Origin of the sequence: Streptococcus oralis, from assembly GCF_023110435.1 — a bacterium.
Classification (GTDB): domain Bacteria; phylum Bacillota; class Bacilli; order Lactobacillales; family Streptococcaceae; genus Streptococcus; species Streptococcus oralis_CF.
This window is the reverse complement of the sequence record NZ_JALDWB010000004.1, coordinates 44,380-65,426: the sequence shown is the minus strand read 5'-3', so window position 1 is coordinate 65,426 and position 21,047 is coordinate 44,380. Positions and strand designations below refer to the sequence as shown.

Sequence of the window (21,047 nt, the reverse complement as noted above, 5' to 3'; positions counted from 1 at the left end):
GAAAGCTAGAAAGAAGAAAAATTTATAAGACAAATTTATAAGACTAAAGTTCATAAAAAGAACAGCACCAGCTGTTCTTTTTAGTTTTCTTTTACTGGGATTTCCTTGATAACACGCGCAGGATTCCCACCTAGGACAACATTGTCTCCAAAGGACTTGGTGATCACGGCCCCCGCTCCTGCAACGACGTTATTTCCTAGTGTCACTCCAGGAAGGACAATAACGCCACCTCCAGCCCAGAAATTGTCTCCAATGGTGATGGGCTTGCCGTATTCGACCCCTGAATTGCGTTCATGCGGATCCAGTGGATGGAGTGGGGTTAAAAACTGACAGTTGGGACCAATCATGGCGTTGTTCCCGATGCGAATCGGACAAACATCCAGCATGGTCAAGTTCCAATTAGAATAAAAATTTTCCCCTAGATGGATATTGACTCCATAATCGACCACCAAGCGTGGATTGACATAGAGATTTTGCCCAGTTGAGCCAAACCAAGTCTTGATAATATCCGCTCCCTTCAAGGGATCTTCTTCCTTGTTAAAGGTAGCCTGTTTTTGGCGAGAAGCCTGCGCCAAGGTCCGTAATTCAGGATCCGACGGACGGTAAGGCTCCCCTGCTATCATTTTCTGGTATTCACTGGTCATCTTATCACCTCATACTTACTTTGGACCCATCATATCAAAAAGCCTTTGAAAGGTCAAGAATAGCCTGCTTTCTAGACTCTCAAAACCAAGCCCCTCCCAAGTCAAAACAACTTGCTTGACAAAAGCTTGACTTCGTGGTTTAATATACCCCATAAGGGTATATGTGGAGGTGCCTATGTTTCACTTATTATTTACAAAAATTGACAGTATTTCTACCAGCGAGTTAGAAGCTAAACTCAAGGAACCAATTCAGCTACTGGATGTTCGGACGCCTATGGAATTTCACAGAGGCCATATCAAAAATGCCAAAAATGTTCCTTTAACGGAAATCGGTTCTTACACACCTGCGACAAAAGAAACACTTTATGTCATTTGTCATTCTGGTGTGCGAAGCAAACTAGCTGCGAAGAAGCTAAAGAAAAAAGGCTACGATGTCATCAATGTCCGAGGCGGTATGAGCGCTTGGACAGGTAAGGTCATCTAGAAGCATAAAGGAGAAAATCAATGAAAATTATCATTGTCGGGGGAGTTGCAGGCGGTATGTCAGCAGCAACCCGCCTCAGACGTCTCATGGAAGACGCTGAAATCACTATTTTTGAGAAAGGTCCCTTTGTTTCCTTTGCAAACTGCGGACTTCCTTACTATGTTTCAGGAGAAATTGCAAACCGTGATAGTTTATTGGTCCAAACTCCTGAAAGTCTCAAAGCACGCTTTAATCTCGATGTGCGACCATTTCACGAGGTCATCCAGATTTCGCCAGCAGAGCACACTGTGACGGTGCGACACGATGGACAGGAATTCACAGAAAGCTATGACAAGCTGATCCTCTCTCCAGGGGCTAAACCATTTGTTCCTACCATTGAAGGCCTAGCAGAAGCGCAGAATGCCTACACGCTTCGCAATGTTCCTGATCTCGATGAGATTATGGCAGCCTTGGACAATCATCCAAAAGAAGCTGTCGTTATCGGTGCAGGCTTTATCGGGCTTGAAATGGCTGAAAACCTGGCGAAACGTGGATTGCAAGTCACCATCGTGGAGAAAGCACCCCATGTCTTGCCACCATTAGATCAGGAAATGGCAGCCTTTGTCCAAGCAGAATTGGTCAAAAACGGCGTTCGCGTTATCACTTCTCAGTCTGCGACTCGATTTGAAGAGCAAGGAAAAACCATCGTTCTCGAAAACGGTCAAAAGATTGCTTCTGACCTCACCATCCTTTCTGTAGGTGTTGAACCTGAAAACGGACTGGCTCAGGCAGCTGGGATTGAACTGGGACTACGTGGTGGGATTCTCGTCAACGAAAACTACGAAACCAGTCAAAAAGATATTTTTGCAGTTGGGGACGCTATCGTTGTCAAGCAAGAAATTACAGGCCAAGATGCCCTCATCTCTCTAGCTTCTCCTGCCAATCGTCAGGGACGACAAGTGGCGGACGTCATCGCAGGACTCGGTCGCATAAACAAGGGCAGCATCGGCACTGCTATCGTTCGTGCCTTTGATATGACAGCTGCTTCGACTGGTCTCAGCGAGCGTATCCTTAGCATGAATCAACTTCCTTACAAGGCACTTCATGTCAGCGGGAAAGACCACGCTGGTTATTATCCAGACGCTACTGATATGACCTTGAAGCTCCTCTTTGACCCAACCACTGGAAAAATCTATGGTGCCCAAGGAGTTGGGAAGAAAGGTGTTGACAAGCGAATCGATATCCTAGCAACTGCTATCAAGGGTAATCTCACCGTATTTGACTTACCAGAGTTAGAGTTCACCTATGCGCCACCATTTGGCTCTGCCAAGGATCCCGTCAATATGCTGGGTTACGCAGCCTTGAACCTTATCGAAGGTCTCAGCGACAACGTTCAATGGTACCAGCTCGAAGACGAACTGGCTAAGGGAAAGAAATTCCTAGATGTACGGACAAGTGGCGAATTCCAGAGTGGTCGACTCAAAGTCGACACTATCCACATTCCCCTAAACGAACTTCGTGAACGCTTGGATGAACTGGACAAGAACCAAGCCTACATCGTTAGCTGCCACAGTGGTTTGCGTAGCTATATCGCAGAGCGTATCCTCAAACAAGCAGGATTTACCGTTCAAAACCTTGACGGCGCTTATTCACTATACAAAATGGCTAACCCAGAAGGAGTAGAATATGGTAACTAGTATCAGCATGGCTGACTTTTATGAAAAATATCAAAATGAAAAACTAGATCTTATCGATGTACGTGAAGTACATGAGTTTCAAGCAGGGCATGCACCAGGTGCAAAAAATCTGCCTTTAAGTACCTTGGAGCAAGGCTACAAAGAACTCAAACCTGACCATGAATACCATGTCATTTGTCAAGGTGGAGTGCGTTCTGCCTCTGCCTGTCAATTTCTTAGTGCCCAAGGTCTCACCGTTATCAACGTAGAAGGTGGTATGAATGCTTGGCCCGGTCAAGTAGAATAATCAAAAAACCGATTAAGATGAACTTAGTCGGTTTCTTTAATCTTTATAACTCGATGATATGAGCCTCATAACCAATGGCTTCTATGAATTTGAGTATATCTGTCGTGTCCAAAAATAGAGTTTTTTCATTGGTATTGGGGTGAAAACTCATCCGTTTTTCAGACATGATTTCTTTGTCAAAATAAACCTGAATGTCCTTGTCAGTATTGTTCAGCAAGCCAAATGGAGAGACAACGCCTGCGGGCAAGCTCATTTTTTCAAACAGGCTCTCAGAGGAAGCCATACGGATTCTATTGGCTCCTACCAAGTCTTTCAAGAGGTCCATATCCAAACGTTTCTTATCATCCATAATCACGAGATAATAGGCTGTTTTCTTTTTGTTGGTGAGAAACATGGTTTTGGTACGGACACCTTCGATTCCCTCGATAAAGCTATCGGCTTGCTCTGTTGTCAAGGCTGGCTCGTGCTCCACGATTTCAAAAGGAATATCTAGCCCATTTAGCATCTCTACTACTTTTTCGTATGCTTCCATTTGCTTGCCTCCTTTAACTTGTCTTACTACCTTTAATTATACAACAAAAATGGGTTTTCTCCCAATTTATATCCAAGCATCTCTAGGTTTCTTTCATTTTCATACAAGTTATCTTAGACGGAACCCCAACTGTTAGGATGGGCATGATTTCCAGCCAGCAAGCCCATCTTTTCTTTCCACCGCATAGCCACAAGGTATATCCGCGACTTGTCCGATGGATGCGTCTAGTTTAAATGCTTCAGCTAGGGAAATGAGGCGTGCATCCTCTCCAGTATGGTCTTCTGAACACAAAAATTGCCACATGCCATCCTCTTCATCGTGGGAGATAAAGGTGATCGGATTTTTCCCAGCCAAGACATGGTGACAAACTATACAGGCTGTGTTGGGTGCATCCTTAAATGCAAAAGTCATCTTGAACTCCCTCCTTGAAATACACTAGCCATTACATATTTTTTGCATGGCCGAAACGCTGATTGATTGTGTGACTCAAGGTGACTAATTTTTCCAGAATATCCCTCTTGCAGATAAATAGCACATAACTATCGCTATTAATATCCATACAAGCAAGACAGAAATCGTGTCCAGCCCATCTTTCGTCCAAAATCTTACACCAAGTAGGGATGTCATCATCCTCGTCGAACCAATTCTCCTCCAAATCAAGAGTTTGTTTAGTTGCCAGAGGCGTTAATTGGTACAGAAATTCGTCCTTATCTGTCTTCCAGTCTAGCTCAATGACTGTATCCACAGCGAGCAGTTCATCAGCAATAGCAAGCCATTTTATCGTAGCTTCATCAACCTCTTCGCTTATTCCTCGCTCGTCATATCTATCTGCATACTGCTTGAAATAGGCTTTCGGTGATTCAAAACAGGAGGTCAAACGAGATCGTACCTCACTATCATCTGTTAGCAGTTGGGTTATTTCCTGATAGATTGCGATATTTTTCTGCTCATCTGTCCGCATATCTAGTACAATTTCCCAGTCTTCTAGGTCCGATGTAACTCTGTTCTCCAAATATGCCCGAAGCAAGTCTTGAGTTTCTTTCTCGCTCAGACCATTTTTTTCGTAGATTACATTCTCGTTGATCCGTTCGGCATCAGCTACACTAACCTCAAAACGAAAACCGTCCGAATCTTCATCCTGACAAACCTGTACAAAATCCGATACAAGCTGACTCCCCTTTAGTTTAACTGGTTGCTGAGGTATTAAAGTGAGAAAATCCCTACCACCATCTTGGACGGCTGCCAGTTGCTGCCATACTTCCTCAAATCCAAAGCCATTTTGTTCCTTCTCACCATCATCTAGCACCCAATCCGCAAAGATTCTTCCTGAAATGCTCGAAAAATCTGCTCTCTCGTCTCCTGCTAGAACAGGCTGATCACTTGTAACAGAGGCCATCACTTTGACTACCTTTTCAGACTCTTTTTGAATCCAAATTTGTCTAAAGAAATGGGCAACAACGCTAGGAAAAATCAAGACAGGCAGACAAATAAGAGTCCCTGCAAGTGCGAGACCCTTATATCGATTTTTTGTGGGGCTCCCTTCTGATAACTGATTTAGAAAGTCCGCTACTTGATTAAAAAGTTCGCCCCCAGTGCCCCAGAATAGGAACAAACATTCCACACCAAGTAGGCCAAGCCAGATAAACGCCATTCGCTTCGCTGCCTGACTACAGATCTCCATTTTAGTTTGTATAGGAATAGCTTCTGCCTCAGGAACACTCTGAAACCATTTTTCTGCTCGTTCTTCTTTTGTCATCTTTCCCACCTGTGATCTACTTTCTTATCCTTGTTCTATCACATAGAGAACTACTATTTTCGTTTGATAAGGTACTGAACAGCTTTTTCTAAGCGCTCTTTTTGAGCCTCAGGGTCGTCTAGGGGTTGGTTGATGCAGGCTGTGAGATTCTCGGTAATGATCATCTCAATCACGCGCTCCACACTCGAACGAACCGCTGTCAACTGGGTAATGATATCTGCACAATCACGATCTTCATCGATCATCTTTTGAATTCCACGCAACTGCCCCTCTGAACGTTTCAGGCGTGTAATATACTTTGAGTTTGTCATCTTCTTATCCTTGGTCGATTTTTCTTCATTATATCTCTAATGGACTCCTTTGTCAAAATTCTCGTTCCCTCTTTATCAATAGAATCTCACCCTGCTATCGCTTTCATGGTATAATAGAATGACAAATACTATTAGAATCTATGCTCGTAGCAATACGAGTCATTCTTAGAATGGACCAGCCTATGAACTCTATCTATGGCCCTTGCGAAGTCTACTTACCCACTATCTTGCAGACCTTTATTCAAGATATGGAAAAAGCCGCAGCTAATTACAAAAAAGAAACCTCCCTCAAACTATATGAGCATTTGCATGCACGCATCAAAACAGAAAAAAGTATGCGTGAAAAATGCCAACGCAAAGGCCTTCCTCAGACGAGTCAATCCGCTCTCAAAGAAATCCGAGATGCTATCGGCGTTCGTATCATCACAGGCTTTACAGATGATATCTACCGCATCGTAGAGTATATTCGTCAGATACCCACCATCCAGATTTTTAAGGAGAAGGACTATATTCGTCAGGTCAAGCCCAATGGCTACCGCTCCTATCATCTGATCCTCGAAGTGACCACTCCCTATCCAGATTGCCTGGGAAATGCCCAAGGTACCTACTTTATCGAGATCCAGCTACGCACGATTGCTATGGACTCTTGGGCCAGCCTTGAGCACCAGATGAAGTACAAGAAAAACATCCAAAATCCTGAACGAATCACGCGCGAGCTCAAACGTTGTGCCGATGAGCTTGCTTCATGCGACTTGACCATGCAGACCATCCGTGATTTGATTCAGCGATCTGACCAAGACTAAGGAGAACCTATGAAAATCCTACTTGCCGAAGATGAAACTCAACTAAATCGCGTCATCACTGTTGCTTTAGAACGCGAAGGCTATAGCGTTGATTCTGTTTTTAATGGACAAGATGCTGTCGAAAAAGCTACAACTAACCACTATCACCTCATGATTTTTGACATCATGATGCCAATTAAAACTGGAATCGAAGCCCTCAAAGAAATCCGCCAGTTGGGCAATACGACCCACATCATCATGCTGACAGCCATGGCTGAAGTAGATGATCGTGTAACCGGACTCGATGCAGGTGCCGACGACTACTTGACCAAGCCCTTCTCACTCAAGGAACTATTGGCTAGGCTCCGTTCTACTGCCCGCCGTCTGGAGGACTATACCCCAGATACGGTCCAATTAGGAAATACTCGCTTGGATATTGACGAACAAGAATTAGCTGCTACAAACAGCATTCGTTTAGGGAAAAAGGAGACTCAACTCTTGACCCTCCTCATTCAGCATGCTAACCAGACCCTCAGTTGTCAACAACTACTAGAGCAAGTCTGGCCAGAGGAGCTGGAAGAAAGTGATTACGAGCTCGTTTTTCTCTATATTTCCTATCTCCGCCAAAAACTCCAAAGCGTTCAGTCCAACTTGCAAATCTTAGGATCTGCAGAAGGGCCTTTCCAACTGATAGGAGGAGACTAGATGTTTCGAAAACTACGCATCAAGTTTATTGTCACAGCCACTGCTGCTATCGCTCTGATTCTTGCTTTCTTTCTGGTCTTGATGAATAGCATCGTCTATACTCAGACAGAGGATAATATCCAAACCGTCCTCTCCATCTTGTCTAAAAATGAAGGCGAACTCCCAATCACAGATGAAACCAAGGAAAATTTCACCAAAAAGAACATCCAGGAAGGGATTATCTACAATTTTCAGTACTTCTCTGTCAGAGAAAAGGGGAATGACTACACTATTTCTCTAGGGAATGTCCAATCACTGACCGAAGCAGACGTCAGAGGTTTTCTCCAGAAAATTCTTAAAAAACCGGAAACCTATGGCACGATTACTCGCAACGGGCGCCACTTCACCTACCAGATTAGTCAGACAGCTTCGGGTAAGCTCCTAGTCTTCTTTGAAGCTACCAACTACATTCGCGAACGGGACACCCTCTTTCAAGTCTCTATTTGGTTATCACTGGCTAGCCTATTTCTCCTTGCTCTGCTCTTTACCTTGATTTCTGGGATTGTTATCCGTCCCTTCGTCAAAAACTATGAAAAGCAACGAATGTTTATCACCAATGCAGGGCATGAACTCAAAACACCACTGGCTATCATCTCAGCCAATACCGAGCTTCAGGAACTCATGGAAGGGGAGACCGAGTGGAGCGTCAGCACCAAAGAACAAACCGAGCGGCTCAATCACCTAATCGGGCGACTCATTCGTCTCGCTCGTCTCGAAGAACAAGAAGACATCAAGCTAACCCAGCAAAATATCTCGCTTATCGCTGAGAAAGTTGCGACAGATTTTGCTCCCCTCTTTAAAAAGGAAGATAAAAACTTTGAAAGTCTGATTGAAGCAGATATCATAGAAAAAGTAGCCCAAGAGGAATTTTATGAGCTTCTTAGCATTCTTCTTGACAATGCCCGCAAATACTGTGATCCAGCAGGCACTATCCGTCTAACTCTCAAACGCAAAGCCTATCTCCTACGCAAGCGCACCTGTATCACTGTGTCTAACGACTACAAAGACGGGCGGCCTGCCAATATTAAACGCTTCTTTGACCGCTTTTATCGCGCTGAAACATCACACAATAACCAAACCACCTCTGGGTATGGCATTGGTCTCTCCATGGCCCAGCACCTCGTCAGCCTATTTAGAGGTAAAATATTTGTCAGCTACAAAAAACAGGTGATTACCTTTACCATCTGGTTATAAACGTGGAGAGTCTGGTCGGAGTTCATTCAATTACAACATAAGGAGAAGCCAATGGAATTTTTAGTAGCTGAAGAGGGTACTCCTCAAAGCATCGGTTGCGAAGGAGCAACGATAGCATATTATGGGAGTGAGATAGAATTTCATTATGAAACCGTTCCACCGCATGGAGATGAAATTTTTTTTGCAAACTTGCCACTGTTAGATATGCAGCTTCCATTTTAGATCTATGGGAGAAATTTGATATTTTTAGATGCCTATTACATGCTTGCTGAAACCGTACAGAAAGGCACTTGGGATCCGATAACAAGCATGCTTATCAATATCCATACAGGAAAATATGCCAGCTTAGACCACTGGTACAACAACATTTCGGTTAAGGAAAAAGAAATCGAGTTAAAAAATGACTACGATGGAAGATCTAGGATTTTTAAAAATGTTAATAGGCTTGAGTGGCTTTAGAAATGTAAAATGCAAATATTAGCTTTATATTAAAGGAGAAGAACAATGGCCAAAAAAAGAGTGACCTTACCTAAAAATTTTGATGAACTGATTACAGCAGGAGATATTGAAGTTCTTAAAGCCGTATATGATAAATGTGAGCTTACTGCTCATGACGGCAGATACAGTTTAAATACGGCACTTCATTTTGGAGGTGTTCCTGATGAGTTTGTTATCTGGCTAGTGGAACAGGGGTTAGATGTTAATACTCTTGATTATTATGGGCGGACGCCATTATATAAGCATGCCACGCTGGGTAGGGATACTGTGAAACTACTTTTTGAATTAGGCGGAGATATACAAAAACCTGATACATATGGAAGTACACCACTGCATACGGCAGCAGGATTTTTCCGCCCTAAGATAGTCAGTTTTTTGATTGAAAAAGGTGCAGATGCTAATGCAAAAAATGTTATGGGGCGAACTCCACTAGCCGAAACCCTTGCTACTTGCAGGAATATTAATATTGCACAGGCAGCAGAAATTGCAGAAATGCTCATAAAGGCGGGCGCTAAGGTAACTCCTGATATGGCAGAAAGAGTCGAACTAATCGGTAAGGATTTTGAATTTCACAGAGAAAACTTTAATAAAGATTACTTGACTGAAACAGAAGCAGGGCTTGAGAGACTCTATGCACTGTTTGATGTAAGGCCTGCTCCGAAACGTAAGATACATGACGGAGTTTCTCCTATTATTGTAGAAAAAGGTTCTTGGAAGGAGCAGTATAACGAGCTTTGGGATTTACTCATTCCTTCAAACGGGCCAGCGAAAACTGTACAAGGCGAAGTGATCCGTATAACAGGGCGCGTACAGGATGAGCTCTATAGAAATGGCGGTGTCAACTGGGATAAAGACTACCGGAACATGCTTAAAGCCCTGCCAAATCATTTCGCTTCAGGTACACCGCTTTCCGAAGAAGAACTGGAAGAAACTAAGGAACTGATTTCCAGCATCCGTGCAAAAGGCAGTGATGAAGATACTATAACTGAACGTTTGTGTGAACTTTCGGTTCTCTGGGTAAGCTTAAATCCTGATCCGCTTCCTTTAGGGGAAATAAATTATAACAGATGAGTACATAATCTGTAGGAGACCTAAAATGGTCAAATTAAAAGATATAGGAAATTTTGAATCTGTTCCACAAATTGTAGGTGATATTATAAAGGGGAATATACCCGCACTAGATGAGTATTTTCAAAGGGATGGAGTATTGTGACAGCTGTTTCCTGATGCTGGATTTTGATCCGAATACAGAGGGAAAAGAAGGGCAGATTATCGGCTATATCCATGATCCTGATGAAGTTGTGTATGTGGCAGAAAATCTTAAAGACCTAATTTTTTCGATCATTAGGGAAATAAAAGCATAGAATGAATGCATTTGTAGGAAAAATGATAATGAGTACACAATTCTCTAACTCAGAAAGTACCAACCTAAAATAAAAGATTTAGAAAGGAGCTGTTTATGGAAAAAATACAAACTTCACAAGAGTGGTTACAGAAATACCAAGAAATAAAACACCTGCTCACTTCGTCTATCAATTATGCAGACTATTTTGATAGGAAAGAAATACAGGACATGGAAGTTTTTGTTTTGGATATGGGGGAAGTGACTTTTCCTAGTGGAGAAATTCTGGTCCGAGATCCTTTGGTCTGGCTCCGTAGAGAGGAAAAGCCTTACTTACAATCTGTTCCCAAAGGAACATATAGACTAAAAACTTTAGTAGCCAAGATAGAAGAAGACCATTACAGGTATGTAGCAACGAGAATCCAATTTACAGATCAAGTGCCAGTCATCTACTATGAAGCACTGACTGGTGATGAAGATATAGACACTGTTGAAAAAGACTCTTATTTTGGATTTGCAGTTGACGCAGGTCTGGCAACGATAGTGGACGTTGACACCAAGAATGCCTACTGCGATTTTGAAGAGAGTTGGTATAAAGAAAATCCTGACAAAAATATCTACGACGATTTCTTTGCAGCAGTTTTTGCTCAAAATGCCATAGACAATCCCCTTTATCAACGTGAGGGTGGGGATTGGATTAATTTTAAAATCCCCAACATTGACCTAAGCATTCCGATGATCCAATCAGGTTTTGGAGATGGTGTCTATCCTGTGTACTTTGGCTATGATAAGGATAATCAGCTTTGTGATTTAGTTGTCGAATATATTTACCTAGAATAGAGAGGAATAGCAATGTCACTAGAAAAAGTCTATGATTATTTTCATCATTATGATTCTAAAACCTACCAAGTTGTAGCCTGCATGGGAAATGAACCCTCCGAACAGGATATAGAAGATTTTGAAAAACTGTATCAAATCAGTCTTCCAGACGACTTTAGAGAATTTACCATGTCACCCCTAGGCGGACTCTATATGGAAGTTAGGGAGGAACTGTGGCCAAGAGCCAAAGCATTTGATGTCGCCCCATTTTGGACATTTTGCCGTGGTATTAAGGTTTACGGCATTGCAAATGAGATACCTGATTTTCTAGACATTCGACTGAAGACCAAAGAATTGCATGAACTAGGTTTTGTAAATTATATCCCTTTTCTGTCTATCATCGGTGATGGAGATGTGATTTTCTGCTTTGATAAAAATAATCACATTGTCGCCTTAGATTGGTATAGTGGTGGAGAGGCTGAAGAGCTTGATAGTGACTTTTCAGATCTTTTGCTCAAGCAAATCCAAGAACTGGAAGAGCGTAAAAACAAAATGCTAGAGAGAATTGAGACCCAGAAAAAAGGAAAATAAGCCTTGGGCTAGTAAAGTTATATCTAATGTCATCACAATAGCACGAAACTCAAAAGAGCTGGAAACCAGCTCTTCTTTTTATTTGACAACAAGCTCGTAGCGAGTTTTGCTGGTAAAAGTTTCACCTGCTTTGAGAATGACTTGGTCTTTGAGGTCACTGTGAATGGCATCTGGTAAAGCCTGCGCTTCAAGGGCAATCCCATTGTGTTGCACCATTGGCTGGCCGCCGATAATGACACTCTCATCCACAAAGTTTGCAGTGTAGACCACAAAGCAAGGAGCTTCTGTCTTGAAAAGCAGGAAACGACCTGAATTTTGGTCATAAAGGAAACCAGCATTGTCATGACCTGCAGGAAGAGCAAATGGGTGATCCAAACCAGATACCAACTGGATTTGCTCATCATCCTCTGCAAAGATGTCCTTCAATAAAGCACCATTGTAGATGTGTTTCACCACATCACGATCAGCATCTGGAGTCTTTGCTGGAACACCGTCTGGAGCGATTGGGTAAATGCCCTCTGTGTTCAGTTGAAAGACATGGCGGTCAACTGTCTGCGTGAAATCACCAGACAAGTTGAAGTAGCTGTGATTAGTTGGATTGACAAGCGTATCCTGATCTGTCGTCACCTTATAGCTGACTTCGTAGGCGCCATTCTCTTCCAAGTGGTAGCTGATCCAAATCTTAAGATTTCCAGGGAAGCCTCCTGTTCCATCTGTACGCTCTGTATAGAGTGTTAAACCGTTGTCGCTCACTTCGACCAGTTCAAACAAGCTCGAATCCCAACCTGTTGAACCACCGTGGTTACAGTTGCTAGCGTTGTTGACTTCAAGATTATAGGTCTGGCCATTGAGCTCAAATGTTGCACCTGCAATACGGCCCGCTACAGGACCTACACTTGCTCCATGCTTGGGACTATTGCCTATATAGCTAGCAAAGTCATCAAAGCCCAAGATAACATTGGCAAAATTACCAGCCTTGTCAGGTGTGACATAACGCAAAATAGTCGCACCATAAGTCATGACTTCAAGCTGGTAGCCGCCGTCAGTCTCAAAGCGATAGGCCAAGACATCCTTGCCCTCGTGATTTCCAAATACACGCTCTGTGTATGCTTTCATTCTTCTCTCCTTTGATCCATTTCTCTTAAGTAAACAAACCATAGAAAGTGTATTCACCATCTATGGTTGTAGTTTCTATTTTCAGAATCCTTTGTCACAAAACCCTGAGTGTCTTCTTAACAAAAGGGGATTCTTCTATTCTTATTTTTATGCTTCTACACGTTCAGTCCATGAAGTCGCTGTGGTTTGGAGAACTTTGTTAAGTTCGTCAATGTTCTCAAAACCTGTTGTACGTAGCCATTCGCGAGCTGCTGCTTCACCGTCTTTGATGTAAGCTTCAACTGATCCAGCCCAGGTTGCACGGCCGCAAAGAACTCCGTTGAAGTTTGCGCCTGATTCGTGGGCAAAGACAAGTGTTTCTTGGAAGAGTTTAGCTGATACTCCCGCACTCAAGTAGATGTATGGCAAGTTCGTTGCCTCATCTTGTGCTTTGAAGAAGGCTGCTGCTTCTTCGCGAGTATGAACGATTTCACCATCGCCAAAGCCTTCAACGTATTTGACGTTGACTGGAACTTCCACTTTCAAAACATCGATGTTGAAGCGTGGGTCTGAGAAGACTTTCATGGCACCGATAACCTTGTGTGGTTTTACTTTTGCGTATTCTGCAGAACCTGCGTCAGCGATTTTTTCATCGTAAGCGAGGATTTCAAGGAAGAATGGAATATCTTCCGCCACACATTCAGAACCGATGCGTTCGATGTAGGCTTGTTTTTCTTGGTTGAGTTCGTCAGAACTGTCTACATCGTAATAAAGCAAGAATTTAACAGCATCTGCACCTTGTTCCTTGATGCGTTTGGCAGACCAAACATCCAAACAGTCTGGTAAGCGTTTGGTGCTAGTTGTGTCGTAGCCAGTTTTCTCATAAGCTAGGAGAAGACCAGCATTTGGATCAAGCGCTTTTGTAGCTGGAAGACCATACTCAGGGTCAAGAAGCATAGATGATGCGTATTTGGTCAATTCATCTGCAACCAAGACTTTAAGTTCTTCCATTTGAGCAACTGTTGGTTCTTCCGTTTGGTATTGAGCCATGAGGCGTTTCAAAGCGCCACGTTGGTCAAAGGCAAGAGCTGAGATAATGCCATTTTCATCTGAAAGTTTTTGCAGGCAGGCTACTTTATTGGAACTTAATTGTAATTTACTCATAGACACTTCCTTATTTTTGATAGTCATGAATGATCACACCTTGTACCACACGGTTTACTGTACCTGTAGGAGACGGTGTATCTGGTTTATTTTTTACCTTGAGTGAAGTCAAAAGGGCAAAGAGTTGGGCATAAACGATGTAAGGGAAGACACGGTAAATATCGTTCAAAACTCCACCACAGCCAAGAGCCACTTCTTTGACATTTTCAAGACCAAAGGCTTGATCACTCAAAAGCACAACACGACGAGCAATCTGATCACCAGCCACCTCGCGAACCAAGTCCAAGTCGTACTTGCGAGTGTAGTCTGTCGTTGTACCAAAAATCAAAACAACGGTATCTTCATTGATAAGAGATTTTGGACCGTGACGGAAGCCGACTGGGCTTTCATACATGGTCGCAACTTGACCAGCTGTTAATTCCAAAATCTTCAACTGAGCTTCATGAGCAAGGCCGAAGAAAGGGCCTGCACCCAGATAGATGACACGGTTAAAGTCAAGATCAACCAACTCTCTGACATCTTCTGCATTATCTAGAACTTTACGCGCAAGGCTAGTCACAACTTCAAAACGTTCAGCTTTCACAGCAAATTCTGTAGGATCAAAGACTAAGAGAGCTGTCAACATCATAGACGTAAAGCTAGAAGTCATGGCAAATCCAGCATCGTTGGAAGCAGCTGGTTGCAAGAGCAAAAGATTGCGGTCATCGCCATGAGCTTGAAGAGCTAATTTACCGTCCGCTGCACAAGTAATCGTCACTTGATAGAGATCATCCACCAAGGCTTTAGCCAAATCAACCGTCGCCACACTTTCAGGTGAGTTCCCACTACGAGCAAAAGATACAAGAACAGTCGCCACATCTTTTTTCAAATAAGTTTCTGGATTGGCAACAATATCAGTTGTCGCAATGGCATTGAAATTCCATTTGCGTTCGTCATAGACTTCCTTAAAGTATGGTACCAAGGTATCTCCCACATAAGCGGAAGTACCCGCACCTGTCAAGATGACCTTGATATAGGCATGTTTATCAGCGATACCTTGCAGAAAGGCTGCAATTTCTTCACGTTTCGCTTGATAGGCTTCAAAAGCTTCTTTCCATACATCAGGCTGTTGGTAGATCTCACGAGTCGTGATTTCTGCACCCAGTTCAAGTAATTCTTCTTTTGTGTAATTTAGCATAGAGTTCCTCTAATCTATTGTTGTTTCATTCCTATTGAAAATATGGGAATGGGAGTGACTCCCATTCCCATGTATATTCTATACAAGCTGTTCTAACGATTTTCACGTTGTCACATCTTATTGAATTGAGTTCCAACTAAAATCTTGGGGAAAAAGACCGATTATCGTCGGAGCATCGCTCCATCCTCCAATCGCCTATTTTCCCTGTGATTTTTACGTTGTCACATCGTATACTCAATGAAAATCAAAGAGCAAACTAGGAAGCTAGCCACAGGCTGTACTTAAGTACGGCAAGGCGACGCTGACGTGGTTTGAATTTGATTTTTGAAGAATATTATTCATCTTCGTCATCATCGAAGCCAGCTAACAAATCATTGACTTTCACAATGCTTTCTGCAGCACGGCTCTTATAATCCGCATCTGCACCTGTAAGGCTGGCATTGATAAATTCAATCACCATTGGAAGATTCATCCCTGCGTAGAGTTCAATGTCGCGACCTTCCATGATCAAACGGCTTACCACGTTACATGGTGTACCACCGAGAAGGTCCGCAAAGACTAGGAAATCATCCAATCCTTCGATAGCAGCTTCAAATTTTGCAGTAAATTCTTCTGGGCCATCTTCTGGAAGAAGAGCCACTGCACGAATGTTGTCCTGTGGACCCATGATCATTTCTGTGCTACCTTTAAGTTCTTCACAGAAACGACCATGACTCACCAAAATTAATGATTTACTCATAAATTATGCGCCCATTCCAAGCAAGAATTTACCGATGAATGAAAGACCTACTGCAAGAACGATAATGATACCGATCGCTTTAGTAGAGTTCATACCTTTCTTACCAAGCAACCAGAAGATAAAGGCAGTAAAGATTGCTGGGAGCAAACGTGGGAAGATTGAGTTCAAGATGTCTTGGAAGTCAATCATCTTTTCACCGATTGGCAATTTGTAAGAAATGTCAAAGTTGATCATTGTTGCTACAAGAGCACCCATCATGAAGACACCAAGTACAGATGCAGCGTCAATCAAAGCTGTCAAAGTACTTTGCATGTTGTTGATAAGGTTAACCCCTTCTTTGTAGGCAAATTCCAATTGTTTCCAACGGAAGATGTCATAAGCAACTGCAACTGCGATCCAAAGGAAGATGCCCCATGGTTGGCCAGCGATAGCCATAGTTGCTGCGATAGAGCCCATGATAGCAGGTACAAGTGAACCAAAGATTGTATCTCCAAGAGGAGCGAATGGTCCCATCAAACCTGTCTTGATACCGTTAACGGCATCTTTTGAACCCACACCATCTTTTTCTTCCATGGCAAGGTCAAAACCAGCGATAATTGTGTGGAAGAATGGTGAAGTATTGAAGAATTGAGTATGAACTTTCATCATTTCTTTCAATTCAGGAGTTCCATCCCCATACATTTTACGCAATTGAGGCAAGATCATGTAAAGGTAACCAGAAGCTTGCATACGTTCGTAGTTCCAACCTAATTGGAAAGTGAACAAGCTACGTTTGTTAATTTGATTAAAATCTTCTTTTGTAAGTTTGTAATTAGAATTCGTCATCTTCAATTTCCCCACTTTCTGATGGTGTAGAAGGTGCTGCTACAGCTACTTTTTGGCTGTTCTTAAAGTGAACAACTGCAAGGAAGATACCTACGATAGAAACACCAATCATAGATAAACCTTTGAAGTTATTAGCAAAGCCAATCTTTTCAGCAACATCAGCAGGAAGAGTACCAAGGATACCCGCAACAGCTCCACCAAGACCTGTTACATATGAGTAAAGAACAGTCAACATAGCTGTCAAACCGAATCCCATTGCAAGGTAGTGAAGGTTACGTTTAACTGGAAGGTAACGAAGCAAGATTGCGAATCCAAGACCTGGAAGCATACGACCTGCAAGTGTCAAACCGTCTGCAACCCATTGATATTCTTTAACTAGGTCTACTACTGATTGTACGAAAGCACCACCAAAAGCAAGAGCGAAGAATACTGGAAGGGCACGAGAAAGAGCCCAAGGCACTGCACCAAGTAGGTAGTTGCGCTCGATACCTTTGTAGTCAAAGCGTTCGATTGCAGCATCAATACGGTGTGCAAAGAAAGTAGTTGTCATACGTCCAAGAACGTCGAAGTATGTCAAAAGTGCTGCTACTGGTACAGCGATTGTTGTGATCGCAAGATCTGTATCAATACCTTGAGAGATAGAGAATGCTGTTGCAAGAACCGCACCAGAAGTTGCGTCGATACGAGAAGCACCACCAAAGGTACCAACCCCAAGAACGAACAACTGCAAGCTACCACCGATAAACAAACCAGTTGTCACATCTCCCATAATCAAACCAGTAATAAAACCAGCGAATACAGGGGAACCTGCAGATGAAACGATTGTCAACTCATCACAGATTTGATAAGCTGAGTACAAAGTGAGAAGTAAAATTTGCCACCATTGTATCATAACAATGACCTCCTAAAAATTTTTTCCTATTTTAATAAGCTCAAAAAGTCTGAAACTGGATCATTTGGAACCATTTGAGCAGTGAGTTTAACACCTTTTTCTGCTAGTTTGTGGAAATCTTCCACATCCTTATCTACCACGTTGATAGAACGTGTGATAGAGCGAGTTTCTGGTGTTTGAGACATATTACCAACGTTGAGTGTTTCAAGCGGTACACCTGCTTCGACCAAACCAAGGAAACGGTCTGGTTTACGTGCAACGATAAAGAGACGTTGGCTATCGTATTTACCAGCAAGGATATTTGCCGCTGCTTTCTCAATTGGCAAGATACTGAGTTTCACACCTGGTGGTGTAGCAAGTTTCAAACCACTCTTTTCAATATCGTTGTTAACGACTTCATCGTCTACAACCATAATGCGCGAAACGTTTAGTTTCCCTGCCCAAAGATTGGCTACTTGACCGTGGATCAAACGTCCATCGATACGGCATCCTACAATTGTCATAAATTTTCCCCCTTTATGTGTTTTAGTGTAGGTTTACGAGTTAAATGAATCTCTTCTTTATATTCGCCTTCAGTTTCAAAGATGATGATGCGGTTAGCACCTTCCTTGAGATAGCTATGAGGGATATAAAGTGAGAGGGTCGGGCCGACATTCCAGAAACGTCCTAGATGACGCCCGTTGACAAAGGCAACTCCCTTACCAAACTCAGATAAATCTAAGTAGGTATCCTTAGGCTCTTCAACGGTGAAGTCGAAAGCGTAAAAGGCTGGTTGTCCTTCTGTCCATCCTTTTGAAAAATCAATTTTCTCAGGATTATCCAGTGGCAGTGGATATTGTTTCCAATTTAACATGAAGTGTAGATCTTTACAGATACCTGTACGAATTCCTTTATGTTGCGTATCTGCTAAGAACTTGTGTCCGTAGTTGACACGCCCCATATTTTCGACCAAGATGTCAATCTCTGAAAAACCTTCTCGATTTCCCTGACAATAGATATCCTCACCAATTTCTGTCTGGTATTGAGTGGCAATCCATTGACCATCTACAAAGAGTTGAGCTCGGTCACGTCCATCGATGATACGGATACGTTCCTCTTCTGCATCCCAACTTGCTTCAGTACGATAGAGAAGGTAGCCATAACTTTGACCAAGTTCTTCCATCGCTTTTGGATAGAGGCTCTCAGTTGGACTTGCCAGACTATCCAGGGTTTCAAACAAGGAAACTTTTTCGACTAGTGGAATGGCCTCTATCTCCATGCTTTCCTTGTAGAGTGGGGCCAACTGTGGATACTCTGGGAAGTGTGTTGCCATCATCTTCTTGACTGCTAGGTATTTAGCAGTTGGATTTCCTTCTTCATCGAGAAGGGCATCATAATCGTAAGATGTAACTTGTGGCAAATCCAGAGTCCCTCGAGCCGAGCAACCATTCATGAAACCAAAGTTTGTTCCACCATGGAACATATAAAGGTTGATGGAGCCTAGCTTTAACACCTCTCGAACAGCTTCTGCCAATTCTTTCGGATCACGTGTGATGATAGGTTCTTTCCAACGGTTAAACCAGCCATCCCAGAATTCCATACACATGAGAGGCCATTTTTTGCCATACTCATCAAAGAATTCCTGCATCTGTGAAAAGTTGTACGGAGCTTTAGAACCGAAGTTCCCTGTCACAAAGAGGTCGTCTTCGATCAAGGTTCCGGCTTTCAAAGTAGCCCTCCATGGGCCGTCTGAAGTAAAGAGTGGGCAATCAATCCCTCGGTCTTCCATCAATTTCCGAATCGCTCGTAGATAAGACTTATCCTCACCATATGAGCCATACTCGTTTTCAACTTGCATCATGAGAATGTTTCCGCCATTATCCAACAAGCGAGGCACAAGCCTTGGCAATAATTGGTCATAATAGCGAGCAACAGCCTCGATGTAGGCTGGATCGGACGAACGGATTCGCATGGGCTTGGTCAAGAGCCAAGCTGGTAAGCCACCGAACTCCCACTCGGCACAGATAAATGGCGAAGGACGTACAATAGCATAAAGTCCCAATTCCTGTGCTATTTGGAGAAATTTCTCCAAATCTAGAGCACCTTCAAAATTAAATTTTCCCTCAACAGGCTCGTGTAAATTCCAAGCCACATAAGTCTCGACTGTATTAAAGCCAAGCGCCTTTAAGTTATAGAGAGAATGATACCAATCCTCTGCTGGAATCCTAAAATAATGAATGGCGCCGGACAAAATCTTGAACGGTTTTTCGTCTAAATAGAAATCGTCCTCAATTTTAAATCTTGTCATGTTATTACCTCTGACTTATCAAGTTTGCGCTTTCATTTATTATAATATTAACTATAATCAAATCTTGTGCATTTGTCAATAGGTTTTAGAAAATTCTTTAAAATTTTTCTATTTTTTTACTTCTTTTTTACCAAAATTATCTAAAAAATAGCATGAAATGAAGGCTTTTACACGACCTCTGTTTCGACGGAGCCTTTATATATGTGCAAAATAATATTTTTAATGTATTATGTTATTTTTTCATCTAAATGCTACTATTTTCTTTGTGTTTGTGGTAAAATCAAAGGAGGAGAAAGAAAAAAATTGAGGTGCAATTATGGCTATTCCAAAATACCAATATATTAAAGACGAACTCAAGAATAAAATCATCTCAGGTCAATTTGCGAGTGGAGACAAATTTTATACTGAAGCAGAGTTGATCGCGATGTATGATGTCAGTTCTATCACAGTTGTTCGTGCCTTGAACGACCTTGCCAAAGATGGCTATATTGTCCGCCAGCAAGGAAAAGGAACTTTTGTTTCACGCGCTCGTAAGCACAAACTCGTTGAGTTTTCAGATGTGGAAATTTTTGAAACAAAGGACGATAAGGTAACTGTCCTTTCTATCGAACGTGGAAATAAGCTTGAATATTTGGAAAAACTTGGTTTGCGTGGAGACCAGTTCTACTACAAGATCGAACGGACACGTCAAACTAACGGTGTGACCTATATCTACCACACTTCTTATATTCCCGAACAATATATCAACGCCAACTATCCAAATCTTGACTATTATAGTTCTATCTATAAACGTTTCAAATTGGATTACCGCATTCACATGACTGATGAGCATTTTGAGGAAATCAACGAAATCGCATTCCCAACACCCGAGCATGCTGCTTCTACGCTGGGAATTGATACACAATTTCCAACTGTCTTCCAAACGAAGACTACAAAACTTGAGGCCACTGGCCAAGTCCTTGCCTATAGTGAAACTTATAAACGAGCTGACTACTACAAAATCAAATTCATCTCGTGTGATCGAGGTCATTAAGAAAAAGCTTGAGCCTAGCTCAGGCTTTTTCTATGTTCATTATAGCATGCACCATTTAGTATGAACATATGACGAAGGGTAATTCTTTAATTAGTAGTGCTTTTACTAAAAACAAGTTAAATATTGGCTAGATTTTCCTTGTTTTTAGTTTTTTGACAATTTTTTCCTAAATCTTA

25 protein-coding genes and 1 pseudogene are annotated in these 21,047 nt (G+C 42.4%); 13 read left to right on the top strand and 13 right to left on the bottom strand.

What is annotated here, in order from left to right:
- Positions 1-80: 80 nt before the first annotated feature.
- Complete coding sequence (locus M1F97_RS06740; RefSeq protein ID WP_247944613.1) at positions 81-644, bottom strand: sugar O-acetyltransferase; 564 nt, start codon at positions 642-644, stop codon at positions 81-83.
- A 175-nt stretch (positions 645-819) separates the two neighbouring features.
- Here M1F97_RS06740 and M1F97_RS06735 point away from each other — a divergent pair, with 175 nt between their 5' ends.
- The 3 genes from M1F97_RS06735 to M1F97_RS06725 are packed head-to-tail and all read left to right on the top strand — an operon-like array spanning position 820 to position 3,090.
- The gene (locus M1F97_RS06735; RefSeq protein WP_247944612.1) at positions 820-1,128 is read left to right on the top strand and encodes a rhodanese-like domain-containing protein; all 309 of its coding nucleotides are present in this window, start codon (positions 820-822) and stop codon (positions 1,126-1,128) included.
- A 20-nt stretch (positions 1,129-1,148) separates the two neighbouring features.
- Positions 1,149-2,804: an FAD-dependent oxidoreductase gene (locus M1F97_RS06730; protein WP_247944611.1), complete on the top strand. Its 1,656-nt coding sequence runs from the start codon at positions 1,149-1,151 to the stop codon at positions 2,802-2,804.
- Positions 2,794-3,090, top strand: coding sequence for a rhodanese-like domain-containing protein (locus M1F97_RS06725; RefSeq protein ID WP_247944610.1), 297 nt, complete (start codon positions 2,794-2,796; stop codon positions 3,088-3,090). The genes M1F97_RS06730 and M1F97_RS06725 overlap by 11 nt, the downstream gene beginning before the upstream one ends.
- Positions 3,091-3,133: 43 nt before the next feature.
- Here the strand turns inward: M1F97_RS06725 and M1F97_RS06720 are convergent, their stop codons facing one another.
- The 4 genes from M1F97_RS06720 to M1F97_RS06705 form a co-directional block, all read right to left on the bottom strand.
- The gene (locus M1F97_RS06720; RefSeq protein WP_247944609.1) at positions 3,134-3,622 is read right to left on the bottom strand and encodes a prolyl-tRNA synthetase associated domain-containing protein; all 489 of its coding nucleotides are present in this window, start codon (positions 3,620-3,622) and stop codon (positions 3,134-3,136) included.
- Between the two features lie 132 nt (positions 3,623-3,754).
- Positions 3,755-4,033 (bottom strand): hypothetical protein, encoded by a 279-nt coding sequence (locus M1F97_RS06715; protein ID WP_125416485.1) that lies wholly within the window; start codon positions 4,031-4,033, stop codon positions 3,755-3,757.
- A gap of 31 nt (positions 4,034-4,064) precedes the next feature.
- On the bottom strand, positions 4,065-5,378 hold the full coding sequence (locus M1F97_RS06710; protein WP_247944608.1) for a DUF6630 family protein: 1,314 nt from the start codon (positions 5,376-5,378) through the stop codon (positions 4,065-4,067).
- Positions 5,379-5,431: 53 nt separating this feature from the next.
- Positions 5,432-5,689, bottom strand: coding sequence for a metal-sensitive transcriptional regulator (locus tag M1F97_RS06705; protein ID WP_000185156.1), 258 nt, complete (start codon positions 5,687-5,689; stop codon positions 5,432-5,434).
- A gap of 170 nt (positions 5,690-5,859) precedes the next feature.
- Here M1F97_RS06705 and M1F97_RS06700 point away from each other — a divergent pair, with 170 nt between their 5' ends.
- The 9 genes and pseudogenes from M1F97_RS06700 to M1F97_RS06660 all read left to right on the top strand — a co-directional run bounded on the left by M1F97_RS06700 (position 5,860) and on the right by M1F97_RS06660 (position 11,659).
- Positions 5,860-6,492, top strand: coding sequence for a GTP pyrophosphokinase (locus tag M1F97_RS06700; RefSeq protein WP_132972301.1), 633 nt, complete (start codon positions 5,860-5,862; stop codon positions 6,490-6,492).
- A 9-nt stretch (positions 6,493-6,501) separates the two neighbouring features.
- Positions 6,502-7,176: a response regulator transcription factor gene (locus tag M1F97_RS06695; RefSeq protein ID WP_084947478.1), complete on the top strand. Its 675-nt coding sequence runs from the start codon at positions 6,502-6,504 to the stop codon at positions 7,174-7,176.
- Entirely contained in the window at positions 7,177-8,409 is a 1,233-nt protein-coding gene (locus M1F97_RS06690) for a sensor histidine kinase (protein WP_247944607.1), read from the top strand. It begins immediately after the preceding gene.
- A gap of 51 nt (positions 8,410-8,460) precedes the next feature.
- Positions 8,461-8,631 carry a hypothetical protein gene (locus tag M1F97_RS06685; protein ID WP_247944606.1) on the top strand — a complete coding sequence of 57 codons (171 nt, stop codon included), beginning with the start codon at positions 8,461-8,463 and terminating at the stop codon, positions 8,629-8,631.
- A gap of 15 nt (positions 8,632-8,646) precedes the next feature.
- Entirely contained in the window at positions 8,647-8,868 is a 222-nt protein-coding gene (locus M1F97_RS06680; protein WP_247944605.1) for a hypothetical protein, read from the top strand.
- Positions 8,869-8,913: 45 nt separating this feature from the next.
- Positions 8,914-9,978, top strand: coding sequence for an ankyrin repeat domain-containing protein (locus M1F97_RS06675; RefSeq protein WP_247944604.1), 1,065 nt, complete (start codon positions 8,914-8,916; stop codon positions 9,976-9,978).
- 131 nt (positions 9,979-10,109) lie between these two features.
- Positions 10,110-10,271 (top strand): annotated as a pseudogene (locus M1F97_RS06670) (SMI1/KNR4 family protein); the annotation flags it as partial.
- 95 nt (positions 10,272-10,366) lie between these two features.
- Complete coding sequence (locus tag M1F97_RS06665; protein ID WP_247944603.1) at positions 10,367-11,089, top strand: DUF4241 domain-containing protein; 723 nt, start codon at positions 10,367-10,369, stop codon at positions 11,087-11,089.
- 12 nt (positions 11,090-11,101) lie between these two features.
- Positions 11,102-11,659: an SMI1/KNR4 family protein gene (locus tag M1F97_RS06660; RefSeq protein WP_131200661.1), complete on the top strand. Its 558-nt coding sequence runs from the start codon at positions 11,102-11,104 to the stop codon at positions 11,657-11,659.
- A 78-nt stretch (positions 11,660-11,737) separates the two neighbouring features.
- Here the strand turns inward: M1F97_RS06660 and M1F97_RS06655 are convergent, their stop codons facing one another.
- The 8 genes from M1F97_RS06655 to M1F97_RS06620 form a co-directional block, all read right to left on the bottom strand.
- Positions 11,738-12,775: an aldose epimerase family protein gene (locus tag M1F97_RS06655; protein ID WP_247944602.1), complete on the bottom strand. Its 1,038-nt coding sequence runs from the start codon at positions 12,773-12,775 to the stop codon at positions 11,738-11,740.
- A gap of 147 nt (positions 12,776-12,922) precedes the next feature.
- Complete coding sequence (gene lacD / locus M1F97_RS06650) at positions 12,923-13,918, bottom strand: tagatose-bisphosphate aldolase (protein ID WP_247944601.1); 996 nt, start codon at positions 13,916-13,918, stop codon at positions 12,923-12,925.
- Between the two features lie 10 nt (positions 13,919-13,928).
- Complete coding sequence (locus tag M1F97_RS06645) at positions 13,929-15,095, bottom strand: SIS domain-containing protein (RefSeq protein WP_247944600.1); 1,167 nt, start codon at positions 15,093-15,095, stop codon at positions 13,929-13,931.
- A 334-nt stretch (positions 15,096-15,429) separates the two neighbouring features.
- Positions 15,430-15,834 carry a PTS sugar transporter subunit IIA gene (locus M1F97_RS06640; RefSeq protein ID WP_000045703.1) on the bottom strand — a complete coding sequence of 135 codons (405 nt, stop codon included), beginning with the start codon at positions 15,832-15,834 and terminating at the stop codon, positions 15,430-15,432.
- A gap of 3 nt (positions 15,835-15,837) precedes the next feature.
- Positions 15,838-16,659 carry a PTS system mannose/fructose/sorbose family transporter subunit IID gene (locus M1F97_RS06635; RefSeq protein WP_000185284.1) on the bottom strand — a complete coding sequence of 274 codons (822 nt, stop codon included), beginning with the start codon at positions 16,657-16,659 and terminating at the stop codon, positions 15,838-15,840.
- A complete protein-coding gene (locus M1F97_RS06630; RefSeq protein WP_084851753.1) occupies positions 16,646-17,551 on the bottom strand; it encodes a PTS mannose/fructose/sorbose/N-acetylgalactosamine transporter subunit IIC in 906 nt (301 codons plus the stop codon). Before M1F97_RS06630 ends, M1F97_RS06635 begins: the two co-directional genes overlap by 14 nt.
- A gap of 26 nt (positions 17,552-17,577) precedes the next feature.
- Positions 17,578-18,054, bottom strand: a complete 477-nt coding sequence (locus M1F97_RS06625; RefSeq protein ID WP_000156959.1) for a PTS sugar transporter subunit IIB — start codon at positions 18,052-18,054, stop codon at positions 17,578-17,580.
- Positions 18,051-19,838, bottom strand: coding sequence for a glycoside hydrolase family 35 protein (locus tag M1F97_RS06620; protein ID WP_247944599.1), 1,788 nt, complete (start codon positions 19,836-19,838; stop codon positions 18,051-18,053). The genes M1F97_RS06625 and M1F97_RS06620 overlap by 4 nt, the downstream gene beginning before the upstream one ends.
- A gap of 316 nt (positions 19,839-20,154) precedes the next feature.
- On the opposite strand from M1F97_RS06620, the gene M1F97_RS06615 reads away from it, so the two are divergent.
- Positions 20,155-20,871 (top strand): GntR family transcriptional regulator, encoded by a 717-nt coding sequence (locus M1F97_RS06615; RefSeq protein WP_001007187.1) that lies wholly within the window; start codon positions 20,155-20,157, stop codon positions 20,869-20,871.
- The last annotated feature ends 176 nt before the right edge of the window (positions 20,872-21,047 follow it).

Coding starts and splice junctions, on each gene's coding strand:
- M1F97_RS06615 (WP_001007187.1), top strand. CDS start 20,155: ATGGCTATTCCAAAATACCAATATATTAAAGACGAACTCAAGAATAAA.
- M1F97_RS06690 (WP_247944607.1), top strand. CDS start 7,177: ATGTTTCGAAAACTACGCATCAAGTTTATTGTCACAGCCACTGCTGCT.
- M1F97_RS06735 (WP_247944612.1), top strand. CDS start 820: ATGTTTCACTTATTATTTACAAAAATTGACAGTATTTCTACCAGCGAG.
- M1F97_RS06720 (WP_247944609.1), bottom strand. CDS start 3,622: ATGGAAGCATACGAAAAAGTAGTAGAGATGCTAAATGGGCTAGATATT.
- M1F97_RS06730 (WP_247944611.1), top strand. CDS start 1,149: ATGAAAATTATCATTGTCGGGGGAGTTGCAGGCGGTATGTCAGCAGCA.
- M1F97_RS06715 (WP_125416485.1), bottom strand. CDS start 4,033: ATGACTTTTGCATTTAAGGATGCACCCAACACAGCCTGTATAGTTTGT.
- M1F97_RS06655 (WP_247944602.1), bottom strand. CDS start 12,775: ATGAAAGCATACACAGAGCGTGTATTTGGAAATCACGAGGGCAAGGAT.
- M1F97_RS06665 (WP_247944603.1), top strand. CDS start 10,367: ATGGAAAAAATACAAACTTCACAAGAGTGGTTACAGAAATACCAAGAA.
- M1F97_RS06625 (WP_000156959.1), bottom strand. CDS start 18,054: ATGACAATTGTAGGATGCCGTATCGATGGACGTTTGATCCACGGTCAA.
- M1F97_RS06710 (WP_247944608.1), bottom strand. CDS start 5,378: ATGACAAAAGAAGAACGAGCAGAAAAATGGTTTCAGAGTGTTCCTGAG.
- M1F97_RS06685 (WP_247944606.1), top strand. CDS start 8,461: ATGGAATTTTTAGTAGCTGAAGAGGGTACTCCTCAAAGCATCGGTTGC.
- lacD (WP_247944601.1), bottom strand. CDS start 13,918: ATGAGTAAATTACAATTAAGTTCCAATAAAGTAGCCTGCCTGCAAAAA.
- M1F97_RS06645 (WP_247944600.1), bottom strand. CDS start 15,095: ATGCTAAATTACACAAAAGAAGAATTACTTGAACTGGGTGCAGAAATC.
- M1F97_RS06660 (WP_131200661.1), top strand. CDS start 11,102: ATGTCACTAGAAAAAGTCTATGATTATTTTCATCATTATGATTCTAAA.
- M1F97_RS06630 (WP_084851753.1), bottom strand. CDS start 17,551: ATGATACAATGGTGGCAAATTTTACTTCTCACTTTGTACTCAGCTTAT.
- M1F97_RS06620 (WP_247944599.1), bottom strand. CDS start 19,838: ATGACAAGATTTAAAATTGAGGACGATTTCTATTTAGACGAAAAACCG.
- M1F97_RS06675 (WP_247944604.1), top strand. CDS start 8,914: ATGGCCAAAAAAAGAGTGACCTTACCTAAAAATTTTGATGAACTGATT.
- M1F97_RS06640 (WP_000045703.1), bottom strand. CDS start 15,834: ATGAGTAAATCATTAATTTTGGTGAGTCATGGTCGTTTCTGTGAAGAA.
- M1F97_RS06740 (WP_247944613.1), bottom strand. CDS start 644: ATGACCAGTGAATACCAGAAAATGATAGCAGGGGAGCCTTACCGTCCG.
- M1F97_RS06695 (WP_084947478.1), top strand. CDS start 6,502: ATGAAAATCCTACTTGCCGAAGATGAAACTCAACTAAATCGCGTCATC.
- M1F97_RS06700 (WP_132972301.1), top strand. CDS start 5,860: ATGGACCAGCCTATGAACTCTATCTATGGCCCTTGCGAAGTCTACTTA.
- M1F97_RS06635 (WP_000185284.1), bottom strand. CDS start 16,659: ATGACGAATTCTAATTACAAACTTACAAAAGAAGATTTTAATCAAATT.
- M1F97_RS06705 (WP_000185156.1), bottom strand. CDS start 5,689: ATGACAAACTCAAAGTATATTACACGCCTGAAACGTTCAGAGGGGCAG.
- M1F97_RS06725 (WP_247944610.1), top strand. CDS start 2,794: ATGGTAACTAGTATCAGCATGGCTGACTTTTATGAAAAATATCAAAAT.